The sequence below is a fragment of the Virgisporangium aurantiacum genome, from assembly GCF_016863635.1.
In the GTDB taxonomy this organism is placed as follows: Bacteria; Actinomycetota; Actinomycetes; order Mycobacteriales; family Micromonosporaceae; genus Virgisporangium; species Virgisporangium aurantiacum.
Map to the genome: position 1 here is coordinate 1 of NZ_BOPG01000022.1, position 23,935 is coordinate 23,935.

At 70.2% G+C, this 23,935-nt stretch carries 18 protein-coding genes; 8 read left to right on the top strand and 10 right to left on the bottom strand.

The window, feature by feature from the left end; genetic code table 11:
- Nucleotides 1-2,198 (bottom strand): tetratricopeptide repeat protein (locus Vau01_RS16230; protein ID WP_203993032.1); only part of this gene is annotated, 2,198 nt, incomplete at its 3' end.
- A gap of 72 nt (nucleotides 2,199-2,270) precedes the next feature.
- Between Vau01_RS16230 and Vau01_RS16235 the strand changes: the two genes are divergently transcribed.
- The gene (locus Vau01_RS16235) at nucleotides 2,271-3,641 is read left to right on the top strand and encodes a S8 family peptidase (protein ID WP_203993035.1); all 1,371 of its coding nucleotides are present in this window, start codon (nucleotides 2,271-2,273) and stop codon (nucleotides 3,639-3,641) included.
- Between the two features lie 41 nt (nucleotides 3,642-3,682).
- Here the strand turns inward: Vau01_RS16235 and Vau01_RS16240 are convergent, their stop codons facing one another.
- From Vau01_RS16240 to Vau01_RS16255, 4 genes are all read right to left on the bottom strand, one after another.
- Complete coding sequence (locus Vau01_RS16240) at nucleotides 3,683-4,144, bottom strand: carboxypeptidase-like regulatory domain-containing protein (RefSeq protein ID WP_203993037.1); 462 nt, start codon at nucleotides 4,142-4,144, stop codon at nucleotides 3,683-3,685.
- Nucleotides 4,145-4,181: 37 nt separating this feature from the next.
- The gene (locus Vau01_RS16245; RefSeq protein ID WP_203993039.1) at nucleotides 4,182-4,778 is read right to left on the bottom strand and encodes an RNA polymerase sigma factor; all 597 of its coding nucleotides are present in this window, start codon (nucleotides 4,776-4,778) and stop codon (nucleotides 4,182-4,184) included.
- Between the two features lie 67 nt (nucleotides 4,779-4,845).
- Nucleotides 4,846-7,158, bottom strand: a complete 2,313-nt coding sequence (locus Vau01_RS16250) for a putative bifunctional diguanylate cyclase/phosphodiesterase (RefSeq protein WP_203993042.1) — start codon at nucleotides 7,156-7,158, stop codon at nucleotides 4,846-4,848.
- A gap of 141 nt (nucleotides 7,159-7,299) precedes the next feature.
- Nucleotides 7,300-9,393 carry a M6 family metalloprotease domain-containing protein gene (locus tag Vau01_RS16255; protein WP_203993044.1) on the bottom strand — a complete coding sequence of 698 codons (2,094 nt, stop codon included), beginning with the start codon at nucleotides 9,391-9,393 and terminating at the stop codon, nucleotides 7,300-7,302.
- 191 nt (nucleotides 9,394-9,584) lie between these two features.
- Between Vau01_RS16255 and Vau01_RS16260 the strand changes: the two genes are divergently transcribed.
- Together Vau01_RS16260 and Vau01_RS16265 are read left to right on the top strand one after the other, a co-directional pair.
- Nucleotides 9,585-10,781, top strand: a complete 1,197-nt coding sequence (locus Vau01_RS16260) for an esterase-like activity of phytase family protein (RefSeq protein ID WP_239151625.1) — start codon at nucleotides 9,585-9,587, stop codon at nucleotides 10,779-10,781.
- Nucleotides 10,782-10,840: 59 nt separating this feature from the next.
- Nucleotides 10,841-11,824, top strand: coding sequence for a hypothetical protein (locus Vau01_RS16265; RefSeq protein ID WP_203993048.1), 984 nt, complete (start codon nucleotides 10,841-10,843; stop codon nucleotides 11,822-11,824).
- A gap of 34 nt (nucleotides 11,825-11,858) precedes the next feature.
- On the opposite strand, the gene arfA is transcribed toward Vau01_RS16265, so the two are convergent.
- The 5 genes from arfA to araB all read right to left on the bottom strand — a co-directional run bounded on the left by arfA (nucleotide 11,859) and on the right by araB (nucleotide 18,414).
- Complete coding sequence (gene arfA / locus Vau01_RS16270) at nucleotides 11,859-13,361, bottom strand: arabinosylfuranosidase ArfA (protein ID WP_203993050.1); 1,503 nt, start codon at nucleotides 13,359-13,361, stop codon at nucleotides 11,859-11,861.
- Between the two features lie 2 nt (nucleotides 13,362-13,363).
- Entirely contained in the window at nucleotides 13,364-14,251 is an 888-nt protein-coding gene (locus tag Vau01_RS16275; RefSeq protein WP_203993053.1) for a carbohydrate ABC transporter permease, read from the bottom strand.
- 1 nt (nucleotide 14,252) lies between these two features.
- Nucleotides 14,253-15,203, bottom strand: coding sequence for a carbohydrate ABC transporter permease (locus Vau01_RS16280; protein WP_239151626.1), 951 nt, complete (start codon nucleotides 15,201-15,203; stop codon nucleotides 14,253-14,255).
- 20 nt (nucleotides 15,204-15,223) lie between these two features.
- The gene (locus tag Vau01_RS16285; RefSeq protein ID WP_203993056.1) at nucleotides 15,224-16,564 is read right to left on the bottom strand and encodes an extracellular solute-binding protein; all 1,341 of its coding nucleotides are present in this window, start codon (nucleotides 16,562-16,564) and stop codon (nucleotides 15,224-15,226) included.
- Nucleotides 16,565-16,758: 194 nt separating this feature from the next.
- Nucleotides 16,759-18,414, bottom strand: coding sequence for a ribulokinase (gene araB, locus Vau01_RS16290; RefSeq protein ID WP_203993058.1), 1,656 nt, complete (start codon nucleotides 18,412-18,414; stop codon nucleotides 16,759-16,761).
- Between the two features lie 174 nt (nucleotides 18,415-18,588).
- On the opposite strand from araB, the gene Vau01_RS16295 reads away from it, so the two are divergent.
- The 5 genes from Vau01_RS16295 (at nucleotide 18,589) to Vau01_RS16315 (ending at nucleotide 23,928) form a co-directional block, all read left to right on the top strand.
- The gene (locus tag Vau01_RS16295) at nucleotides 18,589-19,272 is read left to right on the top strand and encodes an L-ribulose-5-phosphate 4-epimerase (protein ID WP_373320257.1); all 684 of its coding nucleotides are present in this window, start codon (nucleotides 18,589-18,591) and stop codon (nucleotides 19,270-19,272) included.
- Nucleotides 19,273-19,303: 31 nt separating this feature from the next.
- Entirely contained in the window at nucleotides 19,304-20,812 is a 1,509-nt protein-coding gene (araA, locus tag Vau01_RS16300) for an L-arabinose isomerase (RefSeq protein WP_203993062.1), read from the top strand.
- Between the two features lie 31 nt (nucleotides 20,813-20,843).
- Nucleotides 20,844-22,133 carry an ABC transporter substrate-binding protein gene (locus tag Vau01_RS16305; protein WP_203993065.1) on the top strand — a complete coding sequence of 430 codons (1,290 nt, stop codon included), beginning with the start codon at nucleotides 20,844-20,846 and terminating at the stop codon, nucleotides 22,131-22,133.
- A 113-nt stretch (nucleotides 22,134-22,246) separates the two neighbouring features.
- Complete coding sequence (locus tag Vau01_RS16310; protein ID WP_203993068.1) at nucleotides 22,247-23,089, top strand: carbohydrate ABC transporter permease; 843 nt, start codon at nucleotides 22,247-22,249, stop codon at nucleotides 23,087-23,089.
- A 5-nt stretch (nucleotides 23,090-23,094) separates the two neighbouring features.
- Entirely contained in the window at nucleotides 23,095-23,928 is an 834-nt protein-coding gene (locus tag Vau01_RS16315; protein ID WP_203993457.1) for a carbohydrate ABC transporter permease, read from the top strand.
- The last annotated feature ends 7 nt before the right edge of the window (nucleotides 23,929-23,935 follow it).

A 23,935-nucleotide genomic window follows, 5' to 3' on the forward strand; every position in this document is an offset into this window, starting at 1 on the left:
GGCTGGGCTGAGGGCTGGGCTGAGGGCTGGGCTGAGGGCTGGGCTGAGGGCTGGGCTGAGGGCTGGGCTGAGGGCTGGGCTGAGGGCTGGGCGGCCGATTGGGCGGCCGGGGTCGCCGGGCCGGGCGGCAGCTGGGCGGTCGATTGGACCGCTCGTCGGCTGCGGGCCCAGAACGTGGCCGACGGCGCGACGCTGACCGGCGCCGCCACCAACGGCGACCACGGCACCCGCAGCAGCGGCCCGGACGGCACCACCACCAGGGGCTCCCCCGCCGGCAACCCGAGCGGATCGACGAGCACCTTCGTCAGCACGGCGATCGCCTCGTCGGCGGTGGCCCGCGCCTGTGCGAGCAGGCGCCCGCCGCGGAGCATGCGGCGCTGGGCGAACAGTACCGAGTCGATCTCGCGGCGGATCGGTTCGAGCGGACCCAGGTCGACCAGCACCGTGCGGCGGGGGTCGAGCACGACGGCGACCACCCGGCCGTCGACGGCGGCGTACTCGACCAGCCGGCCGCCGCCGAGCAGTTCGCGCAGGTCGGCGACGGAGACGACGTCGTGGGTGGCGCCCTCGGCCGCGCCGAGCGCCCATGACCGGCGCCGGATGCGTGCCTCCAGCGCGCCCTGCCGGGCCAGCAGCTCGCGCGGCTCCTCGCCGCGCTCCCGCTTCGCGGCCTTGAGCTCCTGCTCCAGCCCCCGCAGGGCGATCACGTCATCTTCGACCTCGGGCACCGGCGGCGCCACCGTGAGCAGCGAGGCCGCCCGCGTGCGCTCCAGCCACGTGAGGATCCGGGTCGGTGACGCGGCCGACGACAGGAGCGCGCGCAGGCCCAGGTCGCCGAGTTCCGCGCCGTGGCCGGCGGCGAGCACGCGGAGTTCTACCGACGGCAGCACGGCGCGGTGGCGGGCCAGGTCGGCGAGGCCGGCCCGGCAGTTCCGCAGCGCCACCGCGGGCGAACCGCCGTGCAGCAAGGCCGCCGCGACCTTTCCGCGCAACCGGACCAGCAACGGCTGGCCCTGCGCCAACCGGCCGGCCGCGGCCAGATGCGTGGCGGCGGCCCGGGACCGGCGCAGCGTCAGCGCCGCCCGCCCCGCCGACAGGTGCGCCTCGACGGCGTTCGCCCGTAGCCCCAACCGTTCCAGCGTCGCCGCGGCGCGGCGGAGCGGGCGCAGCGCGTCCACCGAAAAGCCGACACCAGAAGAGCCGGACAAGCCGGACGCCGCGATCGCGACGACGGTCGCGCGCGCGACCCAGGCCGTTCGCCGCTGCTGGCGGAAGTCGCGCAGCGCCGCGTCGGCGTCGGCCCGGGCCCGGTCGACGTCGCCCAGCGCGAGCGCGAGCCGGGCGCACCGCAACCGGGCCTCGGCGGCCATCAGCCGGGCGCCGGACCGGTCGAAGTCGTCGGCGGCCATCCGCGCGACGGCCGCGGCCTCCTCGTCGAGGCGCAGGTCGACGAGCGCGTCGGAGTAGTCCATGTAGTGGTCGCCGAGCGGCACGCCGGCCGCGGCGTAGAGCGGGCCGGCCTCCTCGAACCAGCGCATGCTCTCGCTGACCTGGCCGGCGTAGAAGCTCGACAGCGCGAGCATGTTCGTGAGGACGCCGTGCAGCAGCGGGCCGAGGTCGCGGGCCAGTTCGACGGCCCGGGTGAGATGCTCCAGCGCCGCACGCGGGTTGCCGAGGCGGGTCTGCGCGTCGGCGAGATTGTTCGCCGCCTTCACCCAGATGATCGGCGGACACCGCGGATCGGCCAGGACCCGCCGGTAGAGGGCGGCCGCGTCGGTCAACCGGCCCGCGCTGTGGTGCAGCAACGCCAGCTGCATCAACAGGTCGGGACGCTGATCGGGCGCGACGAGCGGCTCGGCCCGGACCAGGTCGCGCATCGCGGCCGGCAGCCGGCCGAGCTCGTGCAGCGCCACCGCGCGGCTCACCAGCACCTCGCCCAGCCGGCGCGGCAACCGGTGCCGCTCGGCCAGCCGCACCGCGCCGTCGAGCAGGGACTTCGCGGCGGCGTTGTCGAACGTGGCGTGCCGGCCCCAGGCCAGTGCACGCAGCGCGACGACGAGGGCCTCGTGATCGTTCGCCTTGCGGGCCCGGTCGACGATGTCGGCCGCGACAGCGATGTATCTGGCCGGATGGGTGGTGACTCCGCTATACGCGGCCTCGGCCTCGGACAGCAGTCCGATAGCGGGATCAGTGACCATTACTCGACCGCTCTATGGCGCGGGACGACAGATCGGGTCAGCCTACAGCAGCCGAACGAGGGGGATCATTCTATGGCTACGCTAGGTAGACAGTTAAAAAGATCACCGGAGCAACTGGAGAAGGACCGGGAAACGGTACGCCGCCAGCTCGCCGAGCTGGATCCCGGGTCCACCGAACGGCTCAACCTGATCATCGATGCCATCCGTCGCCGGCAGGACGCCGCTCCGCAGGCGTACGCGGTGAAGTTCGACCGGTACCGGCCGGACGGCAGCAACCCGGGTGCGCTGGTCGCCCGCAGCCAGCTCGTCGTCGACGTGTCGACGCCGGGGCTCGTCCCGGTCGACCGCATCATGTCCGAGCTGGGCTACGCGCCCGAGTCGGTCCCGCGCACCTGCGACGGGCTGGTGCGCGACACGTCGGCACGGGTGTTCGTCAGCCGCGGCCGGCGGGTCGTCGAGCAGCTGATGGTCGACTGCGAGACCCTGCGCGAACGGGGAATCCGGGCCGCCCTGAATCCGATCGTGCCGCTCGGGCACACCATCAAGGGCGAGGACTTCCCGGCACCCACCACGGTGACGGTCGGCCCGCCGACCACCGGTGGGTCCGGCGCGCCCGTGCGGATCGCGATCATCGACACCGGCATCACCCCGGAGGTCCGCACCGACCAGTGGCTGGGCACGATCGTCCGCACGGCGCAGAACGTCGACTTCCTCGACGTGCTGCCGTTCCCGGGCGACAACCGGCTCGACTGGTTCAGCGGGCACGGCACGTTCGTGTCCGGCATCGTCCAGCAGATCGCGCCCGGCGTGGAGACCCGCGTCTACCGGTTCACCACGTCCGACGGCCTGGGCACGGAGAAGGACGTCGCCGAGGCGGTCCTGCGCGCCGCCGAGGACGCGTCCAACGACGGGGTACGGGTCGTCATCAACCTGTCCGTCGGCGTTCCGGCGGTCGGCGGCATCCCGCCGGTGGCGCTGCAGAACGCGGTGCAGCAACTGGCCGGCGATCAGAACGTGCTGCTGGTGGCCGCCGCCGGCAACAACGGCACCGACGAGCCCATGTACCCGGCGGCGTTCGACGGCGTGATCGGCGTCGGCGCGCTCACCGCCGACTACGATCCCGCGCCGTTCTCCAGTCACGGCAAGGGGTTCCTCGACTGCTCGACGGTCGGCGTCGGCGTCGTGTCGACGTTCGTGGCCGGACTGATGCCGCCGGAGGCGACCCCGACCGTTCCCGACTACCTGTTCCCGTCGAACTCGTGGGCGGTGTGGAGCGGCACGTCGTTCACGGCGCCGCAGATCTGCGCCGCGATCGCCGACCGCTGCCGGGCCGACGCGGCCCTGAGCCCGCGCGCCGCGTTCGACCAGCTGATCCAGGGCGAGCCGGAGCTGCAGGGCTACGGCCACGTGATCCACAATTTGTTGCCGGGTACGCCGGCGTAGGACCGATCGTGGGGCCGCGAGGCCCCACGATCACAAACCCTCTAGGCCAGGCCCGTCCATTCCGTCGTGACGGGCCGGGATCCCGGGCGGCGCCAGGTGAGGCTCAGGGGCTCCGGAGCGAGGGACTCGAACTCGAAGCGGCCGCGGTCGTCGGCTTCCGCGTGCCGAGGCTGCGGCGCCGAGGGCTGCCGGGCCTCCAGCGTCGCCGGGCCGCCCGGAACCAGCTGGCCGACCACGCGCCGGATGCGGCCGGTGCCGCTGACCTCGATCTCGATGGCGAGCTCGGCACTCTCGAACGTGAGTAAACGAACGTCGGTGCCGGATCTGCGGACCGCGACCTCGGGTGCGTCGACCGCCGAATCACTGGTGAGGGCCGCCAGTTCGGCGTCGAGGTGACGCAGGCCGTACAGCCCCTGCGCCAGGCCGATGACGGTCGCGGGTGGAGCGTCGTGTGCGGAGAACATGTCATGCAGGCGATTCAGGAGAACGTTGTCGTCGTCCATGCTGCCTCCCCAATGTCACCCCGTGTCCTCAGATGAGTCACGGACCGCCGCCGCTGATACCCCCGTCGTCAAGGTATTTTCTCAACTGCTCCAGACAGCGCCCACGGGTCGGCCCGAGACTGCCTTTCGGCATGTCGAGCACGGCGGCCGCCATGTCGTACGAGGGCGCGCCGTCTTCGGGCTCCACCACCAGAACGCGCAGCAGCCGCTGGCACCGCTCGCTCAACCGGCCGAAGGCCAACCAGAGTTCGGCGTCGCGGTCGGACAGCAGCGTCGCCCGGTCGGCCTCCGGCGCCTGGCCCGACACCCGGTCGAACAGCGCGTCGTCGGAGCTGAGCATGACCCGCCGGCTCCGGCGCAGGATCGCCATGCACTCCCGCCGGCACGTGGTCGCCAGCCAGCCGGCCAGCCGGGCCGGCTCCTGGATCGTCTCCATGTGTTCCAGCAGCCGCAGCCAGGTGAGCTGGAACGCGTCGGCGGCGTCGGCCGGGCCGAGCCCGTACGTGCGGCAGATCGACCAGAGCAGCGCGCTGAACCGCTCGACCAACTTGTTCCAGGCCCGCTCGTCACCATCGATCGCGGCCGCCATGAGCTGCGCGATCACGTCGTGCGGTGACTCGCGCTCACCGCCCATGCGGCGCCCTCCTCGATCTGATACACCGGACGGTGGGATCGTTGTGGGACAGCATGTCACATAGCGGTCACACCACGGCCGAGGCCGGGCGCGTCGCGGGTCGACTGTCGTCCAATGGACCACTGTTCGGAGAACGGGCCGGGCCGCCGTGTACCGGGCCGCCCGCGAAGGCAGCCGCCGCCGCCAGGATCTCCTCGACGGCCTCCGGCGGTGCGGGACGCGCGAAGTGGTACCCCTGCGCCATGTCGCAGCCGAGCAGCGCCAACCGGTCGGCCTGCTCCGCGGTCTCCACCGCCTCCGCGATCGTGCGCAGCCCGAGGCTGCTCGCCAGCTCCACGATCGCCCGGACGAACGCCTGGTCGCTGGCGCCGCCCTCCACGTGGTTGGCCGTGAACGAGCCGTCCATCTTGAGGATGTCCACCGGCAGCTGCCGCAGGTACGCCAGCGACGAGTACCCGGTGCCGAAGTCGTCGATCGCGATCCGCACCCCGCGGTCGCGGAGCATCTGGAGCTGGGCGGCGACCGTCGCCGCGTCGTGCACGGCGGTGACCAGGCCGGTCTCGGTGATCTCGACGATCAGCGCCGACCCGGGCAGCTCGTTGTCGTCCAGGGCGGCCAGCACCGTCGCGGCGAAGTCGTTGCGGCGCACCTGCCGGGCGGCGGCGTTCACCGTCACCGAGATCCCGAACCGCGGGTACCACTCCCGCAGCTGGGCGCACACCTCCTGGATCACCCAGGTACCGATCGGGACGATCGCGCCGCTCTGCTCCGCGACCGGGATGAAGTCGGCCGGCGACACGCGGGTGCCGTCGGCGCGCGTCCACCGCAGCAGCGCCTCGGCCGCCACCATCCGGCCGGTGGCCAGTTCGGCGATCGGTTGGTAGTGGACGGTGAACTCGCCGTCGACGAGGGCGCGGTCGACGTCGCGGACCATGCGGGTGCGGGCCTGCCGCTCGGTGTGCGCGGCGACGTCGTACACGGCGACCTGGTTGCCGCCGTTGCTCTGGCCGGTGAACAGCGCCAGGTCGGCCTCGCGCAGGGCGTGGGCGGCGGTGGTCGGCCGGTCGAGCGGCAGCACGCCGACGCTCGCGGTGAGCAGCGCCGTTCCGCCGCCGGGCACCGGGTACGGGGCGCGGACGGCGTCGACCACCCACCCGCCGAACTCGACCGCGTACTTCGCGCCGCCGCGCAGGAGAACCGCGAACTCGTCGCTGCCGACCCGCATCAGCGACACGTCGAGCCCGCCCGCGGTCACGGCCAGCCGCCGGCCGACCTCGCGCAGGATGTCGTCGCCGACGCCGTGGCCGTAACTGTCGTTGACGTCGCGGAAGCCGTCGAGGTCGATCAGCAGCAGCGCCGATCCGGGCGGCACGGAGTCGAGCTCCGCGCGCAGTTGCACGAGGTTGCCGAGGTTGGTGAGGTCGTCGAGGCGGGACCGCCGTTCGAGCAGCACCGCGAGCTGCGACAACCGCACCACCAGCAGCATCGCCATCACGCCGGCCAGGCCGAGCGGCACGAGCACGTGCACCCACTCGCCGTCGGAGCCGTGGCCGGACCGGACGATCTGGAACCCGGTGAGCGCGACCGCGGTCGCGATCAGGAGCACGTAGCCCCACAGCCGCGACTTCGACGTCGGGTTGGGCTCGGAGGCGACCTGCCCGCCGCTGTGCGCCATCGACGGGTGCAGCGCGGCGCCGCCGAGCAGCAGGTAGACGGTCACGTAGCCGACCGACGTGAACGTCGGCTCGGTGCCGGTGTCGGCGTACACGGCGTAGTACACGATGTCGGTGAGGATCAGCAGCCCGGCGCCCGTGATCAGCAGCCGGTACGCCAGCGTCCGCACCTGGGTGATCAGCAGCATCCGGGCGGTCAGCGCCAGCACGCCGAGGTCGCCGGCGAGGTACACGAGGTACAGGGCGAGCTGCACGCCGCCGACGTGGCTGTGGTGCAGCATCGGCTCGACCACGATGGCCCAGATCAGGGCGCCACCGCCGGCGGCGACGATGGCCGCCTCGACCCGTCCGCCGCGCCGTTCGCCGCGCCGCGTCCAGCCGAGGATGCTCAGCATCAACAACGGCAACATCAGGGCGTAGACCAGGTCGCCGGCCGACGGGTACAGCCGTTCGCCGAACACCGCCAGGTCGATCGCCCACAACAGGCTGGCCAGCATTCCGGCGCAGACGACACCGATCAGCAGCCACCACGGCCGCCGCCACGGCGGCCGGTACCGGTGCAGACCGACGAGGATCGCGACGATCACCGACAGCCCTGCACACACGTAGACGACCTGCCGCCCGGCCGCGGGCAGCATCGGACCCACGGCCATGACAGCCGCACCAAGACCCAGGTACCACCAGGTCGCCCGTGCTGATCCGCTCATCACCCAAACCTTCGCTTCGGTTCGCAGCGACCCTGGAATCGGCCGCTGGCCGGGCAACCTGAGAGGGTCAGGGCAGCATAGACGCGTCGAACACGAAGCGGGGTCCGCTCTGGAAAGAGCGGACCCCGCGTGTCTCAGCCGTTACACGACGATGCAGGACGTCGTCGCGGACTTGGTCGGGTCGCTCTCGGAGGTCGCGGTCAGCTGCACCGCCGCCGAGCGCTGGGCGCCCGGATCGCGCTTCACATACACGGTGACGGGCACCGTCTGCCCGAACTTCGCCGTCGCTACCGCGTTCGCCACCCACGTGGTCCAGCCGCGGGCCGACGTCGCCGCCTTCACCCGGTAGACGTCGGAGCCGACGTACGCCGTCACGTCCTCCGGGTGGCCGCTCACCGGCGCTGCCTTGCCGGTGTTGCGGACCGGGAGCACGCACTTCGCCCAGCCGCCCGTGCGCGGCGCCTTCGTCACCGACGGGTAGGCCTTGACCCCGCGCACGTGCGGGCCGGCGCCGTCGAGCGACCGGACCGCGACGGTGTAGCTCAGGATGCCGCGGCGGTCGCGCTGCAGGTCGAGCACGTAGAAGTGCAGCCGGTTGGCCTGGTCGACGTACTCGAAGCCGCTGCCGGAGTCGACGCCCGCGTGGAACAGCGCGTCCGACAACTGCCGGTAGTCGCCGATCGTCATCTTCTGCGGCGTGCCGTCCGGTTTCACGAAGTCGACCTTGTCGATGTCCTGCGGGTTGGCGTCGACGGTCCAGATGAACGGCGCGTTGTCCTGGTTCTTCGTCTTGGCCAGGAGCACACCGGCGTCGGGCGTGAACGAGTCGAAGCCCATCCGGTCGATGACCTCGACCGTGTAGTTCTGGTAGCCGCGCCCGTCGCACAGCGGATCGGTGTTCACGTCGCACGGCGCCGCGAGGTCACCCGTCCCCATCGCGATGTTGACGCCGGCGAGACCCTGCTGCGCCGCGCGCGCCGTCACTTTGGCCACGACCACCCCGGACGAACCCAGCGCCTCGCGCGACAACCGCAGCACGTTCTGTTCGTCGACGATGCCCAGCTTGAGCTTGTTGCGCAGCATGTGCTGCGCCCCCATCGACGACCCGCCGACGGCCGGGATCAGCCAGCGGCTGTGCGGGCCGCCCGGTCCGTTGAACGTGCCGCGGTCGAGCATCTCCCACGGGCCGCTGTAGGCGCGGCGGGCCGGCACCGAGTACGGGTTGTTGTAGTTGTCGCCGATGCCGAGGATGTGGCTGAACTCGTGCGCGTACGTCGACATGCCCGAGCTCTCGGCCTGGGTCGACGAGCCCTGGGTGGCGTTGGGCCAGATGTTCGCGCTCGCCGCCCACGACGACCACTCGACGTACCGGGTGTTGTTCCAGTTCGGCAGCGCCGCGTCGGGCGGGCCGAACTCGTCGGTGACGTCCTCCTTGTTCTGGAACTTCATCTCGCCGAACTCCTGCCACGTCGACGACTCGTCCTGGCCGGCGCTGAGGAAGAAGACGAAGTCGTACTGCGCGGCGACGTCCTCGCCGACGTCGGCGATCCAGGCCGCGCGGGCGTCGGTGCGGATGTTGAGCTGGCAGGTCTCGCCGGCCGGGCAGCCGGCGCCGCGCTGCATCGACGCCTCGATGCCGTACTGGTAGCTCTTCGACGGCATCCGGTAGGCGCCGAACGCCCCGAGCTCGATGCCGAACCGGCCGGCCGAGTCCTCCATCCAGTACTCGTGGATGGTGTGGCCCCGGTTGAGTTCGTTGGGCGTGTTCAGGAAGTCCTTGTAGAACTGGGCGACCTGCTCGCGCGGCACGTCGGAGACGAGGTTCGGGTTGCCGTACAGCGTGGAGTTCTTCGGCTGGGTGATCGCGAACGGCTGGTCGGGGTAGTCGAGCAGCACGAGCGCGCCGCGGAAGTTGCGCACCGACCCCTTGACGTTCGGGTTGTTCCACTTCGTGCCCGGGATGCGCTTGTAGTCGTCCCAGGTCATGTGGTCGGGAAGCTCGTAGTTCTGCGGGTCGATCGGTGCCGGCGCCTCGGTGCCGGGCAGCGACCAGGTGCGCAGCGGTTCCGACTCCTGCCACGGCTGGGTCTGCGGCCAGTGCCGCATCTGCCAGGGGTTCGGGGTCGGTTCCGGCCGCGGTTGGGCCGCGGCCGGATCGGTGAATAAAAGACCGGTGGACGCGATGAGCACCGCCGCCGGTACCGCAAGCTTCGTTCTGAGCCGTCTCGTGAACATGCCCGCCAACCCTTCCCGTCTCCATCGACGCGAGCCGATGATAGTGGATCGACAGGCGCCATCGTGCGCGGCGTCGCCCTTTCATATCCCTGTCATCAGACTGGCGAAACGGGGCGCCGGGCCACATTTCACCCCTCGTTCGTCTACCGTCGATGGCCTGTCGACGCCACATCGCGAGAAGGAGAAACCGTTTGAAAGCGAAGTTGATCTCTTCATTGGCCGCTGCCGCGCTGGTCGTGGTGGCCGCCGGCCCGGCCCACGGCACGGCTGACGAGCCCGCTCCGGGCACCGCGCGACTGGAGAAGTTCGCCAAGTTGCCGGCCCACACCTTCCTCTCCGGCAGCGAGCCGTCGGGATCGTTGCTCGGCACCGCGCCGATCAACGGCGTCACCCCGCCGTTCGCCGACCAGCCGATCCAGGGCTTCAGCGGCCAGCTGCGCAACTCCGACGGCACCTACGACGTGATCAGCGACAACGGGTACGGCAACAAGGCGAACAGCGCCGACTTCATCCTGCGCATCCAGCGCGTGGCGCCCGACTGGCGGGCGGGCACCGTCGACCCGGTCGGTGGCATCAACCTCACCGACCCGAACGGCCACGTCCCGTTCCCGCTGTTCCGGCCCGACCGCGTGCTCACCGGCACCGACTTCGACCCGGAGTCGTTCGTCCGGCTGCCCGACGGCACCTACTGGGTCGGTGACGAGTTCGGCCCGTTCCTGCTGCACTTCGACCGGGCCGGCCGGCTGCTGGCGCCGCCGGTGTCGCTGCCCGGCGTGTTCGCGCCCGACAACCCGCTCCGCGGCGACACGCCGTCGAACCTGGGCGGCAGCCGGGGCTTCGAGTCGCTGGCGCTGTCGCCCGACAAGCGCACGATCTACGCGCTGCTGGAGGGCACCGTCGCCGGTGACCCGGCGGGCAGCCTGCGGCTCAACGAGTTCAGCGTGCAGACCGGTGCGTACACCGGCACGCGGTGGATGTACCAGCGGGAGAGCCCGGCCCACTCGGTGGCCGACGCGGTGATGGTCAACGACCACCAGTTCCTGGTGATCGAGCGCGACGACGGCCAGGGCGCCGCCGCCGTGTTCAAGCGGATCTTCCTGGTGGACCTGCAGGACTCGAACAACGACGGTCTGCTCGACAAGACGCCGATGGCCGACCTGCTGAACATCGCCAACCCCCGCGGCGTCGGCGGCTTCGGCGACCCGTTCCGGTTCCCGTTCTTCACGATCGAGGGCCTGCTGATCCTCGACGACCGCACGATCCTCGTCACGAACGACAACAACTACCCGAACTCGGCCGGCCGCACCCCCGGCGTCCCCGACGACAACGAGTTCATCGTGCTGCGCCTCGGTACGAAGCTGAACCTCGACCGGCGCACCCTGGGGTAGACCCCGGGATCGTTCCCGCGCCGGATCACCGGGCCGGGGCGGCGTGACAGCGTCGACATATGCGTCGCGCCGCCCTCGCCCTGTTCGTGCTCGCGCCGTGGGCCGCCGAGTGCTCCTGGGGCGGCTTCACCGCCGTCGACTTCCCGTTCGTGGTGCTGTTCCTCGCCCCGATGTACGGCGGCGCCGCCCTGCTGATCCGCGAGGCGGCCCGCCGGACGGGCGGCGGCTGGCCGATGATCGTCCTGCTGGCGGCGGCGTACGGCGTGTTCCAGGTGTCGTTCGTCGACCAGGCCCTGTTCAACGTGGACTTCCTCGACGACACGCAGTTCGCCGCGAACGCGGTCGGCGCGCGCCGCACCTGGGTCCCCGGCCTGGAGTTCAGCGTCGCGCAACTGCTGAGCTACGTGGGCAACCACGTGGTGCTGACGGTCTGCGTGCCGATCGCGATCGTCGAGACGTTCGTGTCGCCGGAGCGGCGGCACCGGCCGTGGCTGCGGTGGCCCGGCCTGCTGGTCACCGCGATCCTGTTCGTGCTGGGTTGCTGGATCGTGTTCGCCGACACCAGCAAGGGCTTCGTGGCGAGCCCGCTGCAGCGGGCGGTCGCCGCGGGCGTGGTGGTCGCGCTGGCGGTGGCGGCGGTGCGCCTTCCCCGACGTTCTCCCGGGCGGTCGGACGCGCGGCCGCCGCGTCCACTGTGGATCGTGCTCGTCGTGGTCGCCGCCCGGTTGACCGACGACCAGGTGCCGGGCTGGTGGGGCGTCGCCCTCATGGTCGCCGCCACGGCGGTCGCGGGTGGCCTGATCCTGTGGTGGTCCGGGCGCCCCGGCTGGACGCAGGGCCACGTGCTCGCCGCGGCGTCGACGAGCCTGCTGCTCGCGGCGACGCTCGCCTGGGTCGTGCCGACGTACGAACCGTCGTCGACGCTCGCCGCGGTGACGGGCGACCTGGCGATGACGGTGGTCGCGCTGGCGCTCGTGGGCGGCGCGTGGTGGCGCCTGCGCAGATATACGACGCTCGATCCAGTGCGGGTGCCGCGCCCGTAACCACACCGGATCGAGCGTCGTACATGCAAAGGCGTTACGAGGTCAGCCGGAGCATGTTCCAGGACAGCGGCGGGAGCCGCACCGACAGGCGGCCGTCGGCCACCTTCGTGTCGGGTTGCCTGGTCGGGGTCACCCGGTCGGGGTTCGCGGCCGTGTTCGTCGCCTCGGGGTCGGCGTCGAACAGGGCCACGTGCCCGGCCGTGGCCAGCCCGGGCAGCGACCGCAGGTCGACGTCGAGGGTCAGCGGTTCGTACTGGTCGCGGTTGACCGCGAACAGCGTCACCGCACCGGTCTCCTCGTCGTGGACCGCGGTCGCGTCGAGGATCGGGACCTCGCCGTGCTCGGCCGTCTCGTACGACGGCCCGATCGGCTCGACGCGCAGCACCGTGCCGCGGCCGTGGCGCGACGTCAGCGCGAACGGGTGGAAGCTGGTCTGCCGCCACGCCGGCCCGCCCGGTTCGGAGCGGATCGGCGCGATGACGTTCACCAGCTGCGCCAGGCACCCGATCTTCACCCGGTCGGCGTGCTTCAGCAGCGAGATCAGCAGGCTGCCGACGACCACCGCGTCGACCACCGAGTACTCGTCCTCGATCAGACGCGGTGCCTCCGCCCAGTCGAGGTTCTCCTCGCCGGGGAACCGCGCCTGGTACCACACGTTCCACTCGTCGACGGACAGGTTGATCCGCTTCCGGTGCCGGCCGGTCGCGCGCACGTGGTCGCACGTGGCGACGACCGCCTCGATGAACCGGTCGAGGTCCACCGCGCTCGCGAGGAAGCTGCCCCGGTCGTCGCCCCGCTGCTCGTAGTAGCTGTGCAGGGAGACGTAGTCGACCGCGTCGTACGTCTCGCGCAGCACGGTCTCCTCCCAGGTGCCGAACGTCGGCATGCGGATGTTGGAACTGCCGCACACGACCAGTTCGATCGACGGGTCCACCCGTCGCATCGCCTTGGCCGTCTCGTTCGCCAGCCGGGCGTACTCGTCGGCGGTCTTGTGGCCGATCTGCCACGGGCCGTCCATCTCGTTGCCGAGGCACCACAGCTTGATGCCGTGCGGATCGGCGAACCCGTTGCTACGTCGCAGATCCGACCACCGCGTGCCACCCGGATGGTTGGCGTACTCGACCAGGCTGCGCGCCGCATCGACCCCGCGCGTCCCCAGGTTGACGGCCATGATGGGCTCGCTGCCGACCCCGCGCGCCCAGGTGGCGAACTCGTCGACGCCGACCTGGTTCGTCTCCAGCGACCGCCAGGCCAGGTCGAGCCGGGTCGGCCGGTTCTCGCGCGGGCCGACGCCGTCCTCCCAGGTGTAGCCCGACACGAAGTTGCCACCGGGATACCGCAGCACCGGCGTGCCCAGTTCCCGGACCAGGTCGGCGACGTCGGCCCGGAAGCCGTGCGCGTCGGCGCTTCCATGCCCCGGTTCGTAGATCCCGGTGTAGACGCAGCGGCCCATGTGTTCCACGAACGACCCGTAGACGCGCGGGTCGACCGCGGCGACGCGGAAGGCCGGATCGAGCGTCACCGACGAGTGGTGCATTCTCATCCCTTCAGACCGGTGTTGGCCATGCCTTCGACGATCCGCCGCTGGAACAACAGGAACACCAGCACCAGCGGCAACGCGCCGAGGATCGCCGACGCCATCGTGTCGGCGTACCGGATGCCGTACGTGCCCTGCACCGTCGCCAGGCCCACCGGGATCGTCATCAGTTTCGGGTTGGTCAGCGCGAGCAGCGGCCACAGCAGGTCGTTCCACGTCCAGACGAAGCTGAAGATGGCCACCGCCGACACCGCCGGCCGGGCCAGCGGCAGCGCGATCCGCCGGTAGATGTGGAAGAACCCGGCGCCGTCGATGCGGGCCGCCTCGTCGAGGTCGCGCGGCAGCCCGTCGAAGAACTGCTTGAAGATGAAGACCGCGATCGCGAGCGGGATCTGCGGCAGGATGATCGACCAGTACGTGTTCAGCAGGTTCACCACCTGGAACTCGCGGAACTGCGGCACGATCAGCACCTGCCGCGGAATCATGATGCCGATCAGGATGAACCAGAAGATCGCCCAGCGGAACCGGAACCGCATGCGCGACAACGCGAACGCGGCGAGGCTCGCGGCCACCACCGTGCCGAGCGCCGACAGCGTCGCGGTGATGAGGCTCGACGCGTACCAGTTGATGATGTCGCCCTGTTCCAGCAACGTCCGGAACGACTCGAGCGTCGGGTTCTCGATCTTCCAGGTCGGGTTCGTGGTCTCCGCGTTGGGTTTCAATGCCGTGTCGACCGCCCACAGCAACGGCACCAGCCACAGCAACGCCAACGCGATCAGCACGCCCACGCAGGTGGCGTTGAACACCCGCATGCGCCGGTCGACGGATGCCGCGGTCGGTGACGGCCGCTCGGTCGCGGCCGCGTCGGAGCGGTCGGTGATGGTCGTCATCTCACAACTCCGGTTCCTGGCGGCGGGTCATGGCGAGCCACACGGCCGAGACCGCGAGCACCACGAGGAAGAACAGCGTGGACGCGGCGGCGGCGTAGCCGGTGCGGAAGTCGGTGAACCCGGCGTCGTAGATGTACTGCAGCGCCGAGCGGGTGGAGAAGTTCGGTCCGCCCGAGGTCATGATGTACATCTGGTCGAAGACCTTCAGCGAGGCGATGATCTGCAGCACCACCACGAGCGACGTCGTGCGGGCGAGCAGCGGCAGCGTGATGCTGCGCACCTGCTGCCACGGGCTGGCGCCGTCGATCGCCGAGGCCTCGTACAGGTCCCGCGGAATGTCCTGCAGCCCGGCCAGGTACAGCACGAAGTTGAAGCCGAGCGTCCACCAGACGGTGGTGATCGCCAGCGACACCATGGCCAGGCCGGGGTCGCCGAGCCAGTTGGGTTCGGTGAACCCGAACCAGGTCACCGTGCGGTTGATCAGGCCCAGAGCCGGGGTGTAGAGCCAGATCCAGATCAGCGCCACCACGGCCGACGGCAGCACGTACGGCAGGAAGAACGCGAGCCGGAAGAACCACCGGGTGCGGCGGGCCCGCTCGGCGAGCAGCGCGAACAGCAGGCCGAGCGCCACGAGCGGCGGCGTGGTGAGGATCGTGAACCACAACGTGTGCCAGAGCGCCGACCAGAAGTCGCCGCTCGACAGCGCCTCGGCGTAGTTGTCGAAGCCGGCGAACCCGCCGAGGCCGGGCTTCACCAGGCTGGTGTCGAAGAAGCTCATCACGAGCCCGTACAGCGCGGGCCCGATGATGAAGAGCAGATAGAGGACGAGGAACGGGGCGAGGAACGCCCACGCCGATCGCCCGTGTCCGGGCATCCTGCGCGGGCCGGACGCCGTCGTTTCGTCGGCGGATTCCTGGGTCGGTGTCGCTGCGGTGGTTTCGGTGCTGGCCACGGCCAACCTCCTGGGGACTCTTACACCGGCGACGGGGTCGCGGCGAGAACCGACAACTTCGAGCGGATCTGCGAGATGGCGTCGGCGGGCGACGACTGGCCCGCCTCCATGGCACCGATGGCGGAGCCCATGATGATCTCGAAGTTGGACCCCGAGCCGGAGTACCAGCCGGGCGGGTCGTACACGGCGGCGTCGGCGGCGGCCGCATAGTTCGACTGCGGCGTGAGCTTGCGGTAGGCGTCGCTGGTCGCGAACGGCTGCCAGATGGGAACGTGGCCGCCCTCGGCCCAGGTGAGGCTCTGGTCGAGCATCGACTTCACGAAGCCGAACGACCGGTCGAGCATCGCCCGGTCCTGGTCGGGACGCACCGGCAGCACCAGCGTGTGCGAGTCGGCCTGCACGGCGTAGGCGCCGCCGAAGATGTTCGGCACCAGCGTCATGCCGAACGGCATCTTCGCGGTCTGGAACGTGGTGATCTCCCATTCGCCGTTGAGGTGGAACCCGGACTGCCCCTGGGCGAACAGCGCGATCGCGCTCTGGTAGTCGGCGTTGCCCGGTATCAGTCCCTTCTCGACGGTCAACGCGCGCATGTAGTCGAGCACCTGGCGGGCCTTGGCGTCGTCGAGCACGATGCGGGTGCCGTTGTCGGCGAGCACCTCACCACCGAGTTGCGAGTACAGCGTCTGGAAGAATCGCCACGGGCTGGCCGTGTCGGACGTGATCCCGTGCGTGGCGCCGAACTTTCCCGTGACGGCCTTGACCTTCGTCAGCGCGTCGGCGAACGCGTCGGGGCCCTTGATCTCCTTGAGATTCTTGTTTCCGTCGAGGAGTCCGGCCTTCTCGCAGATGTCGGTGTTGTAGAACAGCACGAACGGGTGCGTGTCGATCGGGATCGCGTACGCCTTGCCGTCGACGAGTCCGGCGTCCCAGGCGCGCCGGTTGAACTTGTCCGGCGACATGCCGTGCCGGTCGAGGTCCTCCGGCTTCAGCTCCTGCAGCAGGTCGGCCTGCACGAGCGTCTTCATGCGGGTCAGGTGCGACACCGCGACGTGCGGCGGCTGGTCGCCGACCGTCGACAGGGAAAGCTTGGTGTAGTACGGGTTTCCCCAGGACAGCGTGACGGCTTCGAGATCGGTTCCGGGGTTCGCCTTGCGGTAGCCGTCGAGCATCTGCTGCATGCGGACGCCGTCGCCGCCGCCGAAGAGGTTCCAGTAGGAGATGGAGCCGGGGTCGAGCTCGGTGTTGGCGAGCCCGGCGCCGACTTCGGAACAGCCGGCCGTGCCGAGCGCCGCCGCACCGGCGCCGAGGAGCGACGCGCGGAGAAGTCCGCGCCGGGTGAGTGGATGGGTTGGGCCGTTCACGGGCTCACCGTCCTGACGGGGACGAGCGGAACTACCCGGCCGGCGCCGGGGAAGGTCGGTCCTCAGGTACCGGCCGAGCGGGGGGCGTTAGCGTTAACAACACACTCTGATCCCATCGACCCCCATCGTCAAGACCACGACCTCGGCGGCCGCCCGCCGCCCACCCGATCGGATCTTGGACGCCCGACGGGATATCAGGAGGCGTGGACCTTGCGTTGGATGCGCTTCAGGCGGTGCATGACGTCGTTGGTGCCGCGGCCGAAGTAGTCGTGCAGCGTGACGTACTCGGCGTACAGCTCGTCGTACGCGGCCTTCCGGTCCGGGTCCGGTCGGTAGACCGCGCGTTGCACGCCGCCCATCGCGTCGGCACCGGCGTGCACGTCGGGGTAGGCGCCGGCGGCGACCGCCGCGTGGATCGCCGAGCCCACCGCGGATCCCTGCGCGGAGGCGAGCACGTCGAGGGTCCGGCCGGTGACGTCGGCGTAGATCTGCATCAGGAACGCGTTCTTCGCCAGTCCCCCGGCGATGATGAGGTCGCCGACCGGCACACCGGCCGCCTCGAACGTCTCGATGATCGTGCGGGTGCCGAACGCTGTCGACTCCAGCAGCGCGCGGTAGATGTCCTCGGGCCGGGTCGCGAGCGTCAGGCCGACGATCACGCCGGAGAGTTCGTGGTCGACGAGCACCGACCGGTTGCCGCTGTGCCAGTCGAGCGCGATCAGGCCGTGCGCGCCCACGGGCTGCGCGGCCGCCCGCTCGCTGAGCAGGTCGTGCAGGTCGAGGCCGCGCGCCGCGGCCTCCTCGTGGGCGGACGCGGGTGCGCCGTGCTCGACGAACCAGCCGAAGATGTCGCCGACGCCGCTCTGCCCCGCCTCGTAGCCCCACAGCCCGGCGACGATGCCGCCGTCGACGACGCCGCACATGCCGGGCACCTCGGCGAGCACGTCGGAGTTCATGATGTGGCAGGTCGACGTCCCCATGATCGCGACCATCCGGCCGGGCCGGGTGGCCTGCGCGGTGGCGGCGGCGACGTGCGCGTCGACGTTGCCGACGCACACCGCGATGCCCGCCGGCAGCCCGGTCCACGCGGCGGCCTCGGCGGTGAGCCCGCCCGCGCGGTCGCCGAGCGCGCCGATCGGGCCGGCCAGCTTCTCCTCGACGAACCCGGCGAACTCCGGGTTCAGCGCGGCCAGGTAGTCCTTGTCGGGGTACGCCCCGTCCTGACGGATCGCCTTGTAACCGGCGGTGCAGGCGTTGCGCACGTACGTGCCGCCGAGCTTCCACACGATCCAGTCGGCCGCCTCGATCCAGATGTCGGTGGCGGCGTAGATCTCCGGGTCCTCCTCGAGCAGTTGCAGGCCCTTGGCGAACTCCCACTCCGAGGAGATCCGCCCGCCGTAGCGGGCCAGCCAGGGCTCGCCGCGCTCGGCCGCGACGGCGTTGATGCGCTCGGCGTGCGGCTGGGCGGAGTGGTGCTTCCACAGCTTCACGTAGGCGTGCGGACGGTCGGCGAACTCGGGCAGTTCGCACAGCGGCGTGCCGTCGGCCTTGACCGGCATCGGGGTGGACGCGGTGAAGTCGGTGCCGATGCCGATCACCGACGACGCCGGCACGCCGCTCGCGGCCAGGGCGGCCGGAACGGCGATCTTCAGAACGTCGACGTAGTCGGCCGGCACCTGCAGGGCCCAGTCCGGCGGCAGGGCGGCACCGGACGACGGCAACCTGCGCTCGATGACGCCGTGCCGGTAGTCGTGCACAGCCTCGCCGACCGTCGCCCCGTCACCCACCCGGACGACGACCGCGCGCCCGGAGAGCGTGCCGTAGTCGACGCCGATCACGTAGCTGTCCATGGCACGCTCCCTGAACTCATCTGCCGAAACCTTCGAAAAGGGTTTCGGAGGGACCCTTGACGCCGCGAATGATAGCGGTAACACTCACGAAACGCGCCGACCCGACTTCCGCAGATCTGTAGATCGTCCCGACATGTTAGCGATAACAAGACCTTGGGGGAACCCGTCTTGACGCTGTCCGAGCTGTACCCGTCCCCGGTCCTCCACGACATCGACCGGCTTCGCGGTGAGGTCTGCCGCCTGCACGCCGAACTCGTGCGGTGGGGCCTGGTCACGTGGACCAGCGGCAACGTCTCGGCCCGCGTCCCGGGCGCCGACCTGCTCGTCATCAAGCCGTCCGGCGTGAGCTACGACGAGCTGACGCCGGAGACGATGGTCGTCTGCGACTTCGACGCCAACCTGGTCGACGGGCGGCACTCGCCGTCCAGCGACACCGCGGCACACGCGTACGTCTACGCACACCTGCCGCACGTCGGCGGCGTGGTGCACACGCACAGCCCGTACGCCACCGCGTGGGCCGCCCGCGGCGAACCCATCCCCTGCGGCATCACGGCGATGGCCGACGAGTTCGGTGGCGACATCCCGATCGGCCCGTTCGCGCTGATCGGCGACGACTCGATCGGACGCGGCATCGTGGAGACGCTCGACGGCCACCGGTCGGCGGCCGTCCTCATGCGCCAGCACGGCCCGTTCACCATCGGACGGTCCGCCCGGGCGGCCGTCAAGGCGGCCGTCATGTGCGAGGACGTGGCCCGCACGATGCACCTCGCCCGCCAGCTCGGCCCGGTCGAGCGGCTCCCCGAACAGGCGGTCGACGCGCTGTTCGAGCGCTACCAGAACGTGTACGGCCAACGGTGAAACACTCCCAGATCCGGAAGGGACTGCCCCTATGAGTCTTCAGGACGCGACCGCCGAGGTGTGGTTCCTCACCGGAAGCCAGGGCCTGTACGGTCCGCAGACCCTGGAGCAGGTCGCCGACCAGTCCCGCGAGATCGTGGCCCGGCTCGACGAGTGCGCCGACATCCCCGTGCGGGTGGTGTGGAAGCCGGTCCTCACCAGCTCCGCCGACATCCTGCGGGTGTGCCGCGAGGCCAACGCCGACGCCGCGGTGGTCGGCGTGATCGCGTGGATGCACACGTTCTCGCCGGCGAAGATGTGGATCGCCGGGCTCGACGCGCTGCGCGAACCGTTGCTGCACCTGCACACGCAGGCCAACGTCGAGCTGCCGTGGGCCGAGATCGACATGGACTTCATGAACCTGAACCAGGCGGCGCACGGCGACCGCGAGTTCGGCTACATGCAGACGCGCATCGGCGTCGCCCGCAAGACCGTCGCCGGCCACGTCTCCGACCCGCGGGTCGGAACGCGGATCGGCGCGTGGGCCCGGGCCGCCACCGGCTACGCCGCGATGCGCTCGCTGCGGCTGGCCCGGTTCGGCGACAACATGCGCGACGTCGGCGTCACCGAGGGCGACAAGGTCGAGGCGCAGCTGCGGTTCGGCGTGTCGGTCAACACCTACGGCGTCAACGATCTGGTGGCCGCCGTCGACGCCGTCAGCGACGCGGCGGTGGAGAAACTTGTCGCCGAATACGACGACCTGTACGACGTCGTCGCAACGCTCCAGAAGGACGGCGACCGGCGCGACTCGCTGCGCTACGCGGCCCGCATCGAACTGGGGCTGCGCGAGTTCCTGACCACCGGCGGCTTCAAGGCGTTCACCACGAATTTCGAAGACCTCGGCGGGCTCCGGCAGTTGCCGGGCCTGGCCGTGCAGCGACTGATGGCCGACGGCTTCGGCTTCGGCGGCGAGGGCGACTGGAAGACCTCGGTCCTCGTCCACACGCTCAAGGCGATGTCGGCCGGGAAGCCGGGCGGCACGTCGTTCATGGAGGACTACACCTACGACCTCACCCCGGGCCGGGAACGCACGCTCGGCGCGCACATGCTCGAGGTCTGCCCGAGCATCGCGGCCGGCACGCCGTCGTGCGAGATCCACCCGTTGAGCATCGGCGGCCGGGAGGACCCGGTGCGGCTGGTGTTCGACGCCGAACCCGGCCCGGCGATCGTCGTCGGGCTGGTCGACCTCGGCGACCGCTTCCGGTTGGTGGCCAACGAGATCGAGGTCGTTCCGCCGGCCCATCCCCTGCCGAAGCTGCCGGTGGCCCGCGCCGTCTGGCGGCCGGAGCCCGACCTGCCCACCGCGGCCGAGACCTGGCTGATGGCGGGCGGACCGCACCACACCACGCTCTCCCGCGCGGTGACCACCGAGGAACTGCACGACCTCGCCGAGATGACCGGCACCGAACTGGTCGTCATCGACGCCGGCACCACCACCCGCCGGTTCGCCGACGAACTGCGTTGGAGCCAGGCCTACCACCGGCTCGCGCGAGGGTTCTGAAGCCCCTGAGGAAATACCTAGGAGAGGACCAATGCGATCCACCCGCTACCGCGTCCTGAGCACCATCGCCGCCACCCTGTTGGTCACCACCGGTATCGCCGCCTGTGGTGACGACGACGAGGGCGGAAGCAGCACCCCCGACGACGGATCCGAAATCACGATGTGGGTTCGGGCCGCCACCGACCAGTTCAGCCAGCGGCTCGTCGACGGCTACAACGCCACCCACAAGAACAAGGTCAAGCTGACGATCATCCCCACCGACCAGTACCTGCCCAAGGTCGGTGCGGCCGCCGGCTCGAAGAGCCTGCCCGACATCCTCGCCTCCGACGTCGTCTACACCCCGAACTACACCAAGCAGGGCCTGTTCAAGGACATCTCCGCCGACATCAAGGCGCTGCCGTTCGCGGGCGCGCTGGCGAAGTCGCACCTCGACGTCGCCTCGTACAAGGGCAAGACGTACGCGGTGCCGCACAAGCTCGACTCGTCGGTGATGTTCTACAACAAGGATCTCTACCGGAAGGCCGGGCTCGACCCGGAGAAGCCGGCCACCAACTTCGACGAGATCCTCGCGCACGCCCGGAAGATCAACACCCTCGGCGGCGACGTCAAGGGCTTCTACCTCGCCGGCAACTGCGGCGGCTGCTGGGTCTACACCGGGTTCCCGTACGCGTGGGCCGACGGCAAGCCGACGCTGAACGAGGACGGCACCAAGTTCGACTTCGACAACGACACCTACCGCAAGATCTTCACCCTCTACAAGACGATGATCGACGAGAACCTCGTGCCGACGGCGACCAAGACCGAGGACGGGTCCACGTGGGCGGCGCAGTTCGTCGCCGGCAAGATCGGCATCCTGCCGCTCGGCTCGCCGATCGTCAGCGACCTGTTGAAGCAGAAGGCGTTCGAGTGGGGCGTCGCGGCCCTGCCCGCACCGGGCGGCGGCAAGACGTCGACGTTCATCGGCGGCGACGTCGCCGGCATCAGCGCCACGAGCAAGAAGCCCACCCAGGCGTGGGACTTCCTCAAGTGGACGCTGGAGGAGAACGCGCAGGTCGAGATCATCACCAAGAACGGCGACCTGCCCGGCCGCACCGACCTGTCCGGCAACAAGTACACGGCCGGCGACCCGCGCACCAAGCTGATCGCCGACGGTCTGAAGAACGGGTTCACCCCGTTCGCGCTGCCGTTCGGTGACCTCTTCAACAACCCCAACGGCCCGTGGCTCGCCGCCGTCCGCGGCGCGCTCTACACGAACGACATGGACAAGGCCATCAAGGAAGGCCAGCAGAAGATCCAGGCAGCTCTGGACGCTGCTAACTGATGGCCCGCGCCACCGACGCTCCTGTCCGGGCCGCTGTCACCAGCGGCTCGGACGGGGGCACCCCGGAAACTCCGAGGAGAAGAAAGAGCTCCGGACGCCGACCGTTCGTCGGGATGCTGTTCGTGGCGCCGACGGCGGTCATCGTGCTCGTGCTGTTCGTGGTGCCGCTGCTGATCCTGCTCTACATGTCGGTGAGCGACTGGCCGCTGCTCGGTTCGCCGACGTTCACCGGGCTCGACAACTACACCCGCATCGGCGACGACGACCAGTTCATCGGCGCGATCTGGTTCACGCTCCTCTACACCGCGATCACCACGGTCGTCCTGTTCGCGGTCGCGTTCGTGCTCGTGGCCATCTCGAACAGTCCCCGCCGCGGCGTCCGCTTCTACCGGACGGCGTACTTCCTGCCGTACGTGGTCGGCACCGCGGCCGCCGCGCTGATGTGGTTCGTCGACATCAACGACCAGCTCGGCGTGTTCAACCGGATCCTGCTGGCGCTGCACCTCGTCGACGAGCCGGTCGGGTTCATCGACACCCCGAACATGGCCCTGTTCACCACGATCATGCTCGTGGTGTGGAAGTTCATCGGGTTCCAGGTCGTGGTGCTGCTCGTCGGCCTGCAGGCGATCCCGGGCGAGCTGTACGAGGCGGCCAAGGTCGACGGCGCGTCGACCTGGCAGCGGCTGCGGTACATCACGCTGCCGAGCCTGCGGCCCACGCTGGCGCTGCTGTTCGTGCTGTCGGTCACCGGGTCGCTGCTGGCGTTCGACCAGTTCCTGGTGCTCACCCGGGGCGGGCCCGACAACAGCACGATCACGATGGTGCTGGCGTTGTACAACACGGCGTTCCAGTCGTTCGAACTCGGCCACGCGGCGGCGCTCGCGGTGGTGCTGCTGATCGCGCTGGTCGTCATCAACGGGGTGCAGCTGCGGCTGCTGCGCGAGAAGGACGAGTGACGCCGATGCGTGCGGTGAAGACAACGGCGTTCCACGCCGTCAGCGGTGCCCTCGCGGTCGCGTTCCTGTTCCCGCTCGTGTGGGCGTTCCTCAACTCGGTGAAGTCACCCGAGGAGGCGAGCCGGGTACCGCCGACGTGGTTCCCGCAGTCGCTGTCGCTGGAGAACTACAGCGGCCTCACCTCGTACGGCGAGGGGCTGGGCACGTACCTGTTCAACAGCATCGTGCTGTCGGTGCTGACGATCATCGGCACGGTGCTCGTCTGCGTGCTCGGCGGGTACGGGTTCGCCCGGTACCGGTTCCGCGGCCGCGGCGCGCTGTTCGGCGTGACGCTGGCGATCCTCATGGTCCCCTACGCCACGATCCTGCTGCCGCTGTACATCGTGCTCGGTGAACTCGGCCTGCAGAACAGCCTCATCGGGCTGTCGCTGGTACTCATCATGTTCCAGCTGCCCTTCGGGGTGTTCATGATGCGCAACAGCTTCGAGTCGGTGCCGCGCGAGCTGGAGGAGGCGGCGCTGGTCGACGGCTGCTCCGACTTCGGCGCCATGCGGCACGTCTCGCTGCGCATCGTGGTGCCCGGGGTGGTCACGGTCGCGCTGTTCGCGTTCCTCACGTCGTGGAACGAGTTCCTCGCCCCGCTGATCTTCCTCAACGACGGCGGCAAGTACACGCTGCCGATCATGCTGGTGAACATCCGCTCCGGCGCGTACGGCGCGATCGACTACGGCGCGCTGCAGGCCGGCGTGGTGGTCGCGATGATCCCGTGCCTCGTGCTGTACGTCGCGCTGCAACGGTTCTACGTCAGCGGGCTGGTCGCCGGCGCAATGCGCGGGTAGAAGGAGA

Bases quoted from the DNA above. Each gene is read 5' to 3' on its own strand.
- Vau01_RS16235 (WP_203993035.1), top strand. From the start codon at position 2,271: ATGGCTACGCTAGGTAGACAGTTAAAAAGATCACCGGAGCAACTGGAG.
- Vau01_RS16240 (WP_203993037.1), bottom strand. From the start codon at position 4,144: ATGGACGACGACAACGTTCTCCTGAATCGCCTGCATGACATGTTCTCC.
- Vau01_RS16245 (WP_203993039.1), bottom strand. From the start codon at position 4,778: ATGGGCGGTGAGCGCGAGTCACCGCACGACGTGATCGCGCAGCTCATG.
- Vau01_RS16250 (WP_203993042.1), bottom strand. From the start codon at position 7,158: ATGAGCGGATCAGCACGGGCGACCTGGTGGTACCTGGGTCTTGGTGCG.
- Vau01_RS16255 (WP_203993044.1), bottom strand. From the start codon at position 9,393: ATGTTCACGAGACGGCTCAGAACGAAGCTTGCGGTACCGGCGGCGGTG.
- Vau01_RS16265 (WP_203993048.1), top strand. From the start codon at position 10,841: ATGCGTCGCGCCGCCCTCGCCCTGTTCGTGCTCGCGCCGTGGGCCGCC.
- arfA (WP_203993050.1), bottom strand. From the start codon at position 13,361: ATGCACCACTCGTCGGTGACGCTCGATCCGGCCTTCCGCGTCGCCGCG.
- Vau01_RS16275 (WP_203993053.1), bottom strand. From the start codon at position 14,251: ATGACGACCATCACCGACCGCTCCGACGCGGCCGCGACCGAGCGGCCG.
- araB (WP_203993058.1), bottom strand. From the start codon at position 18,414: ATGGACAGCTACGTGATCGGCGTCGACTACGGCACGCTCTCCGGGCGC.
- araA (WP_203993062.1), top strand. From the start codon at position 19,304: ATGAGTCTTCAGGACGCGACCGCCGAGGTGTGGTTCCTCACCGGAAGC.
- Vau01_RS16305 (WP_203993065.1), top strand. From the start codon at position 20,844: ATGCGATCCACCCGCTACCGCGTCCTGAGCACCATCGCCGCCACCCTG.
- Vau01_RS16310 (WP_203993068.1), top strand. From the start codon at position 22,247: ATGCTGTTCGTGGCGCCGACGGCGGTCATCGTGCTCGTGCTGTTCGTG.
- Vau01_RS16315 (WP_203993457.1), top strand. From the start codon at position 23,095: ATGCGTGCGGTGAAGACAACGGCGTTCCACGCCGTCAGCGGTGCCCTC.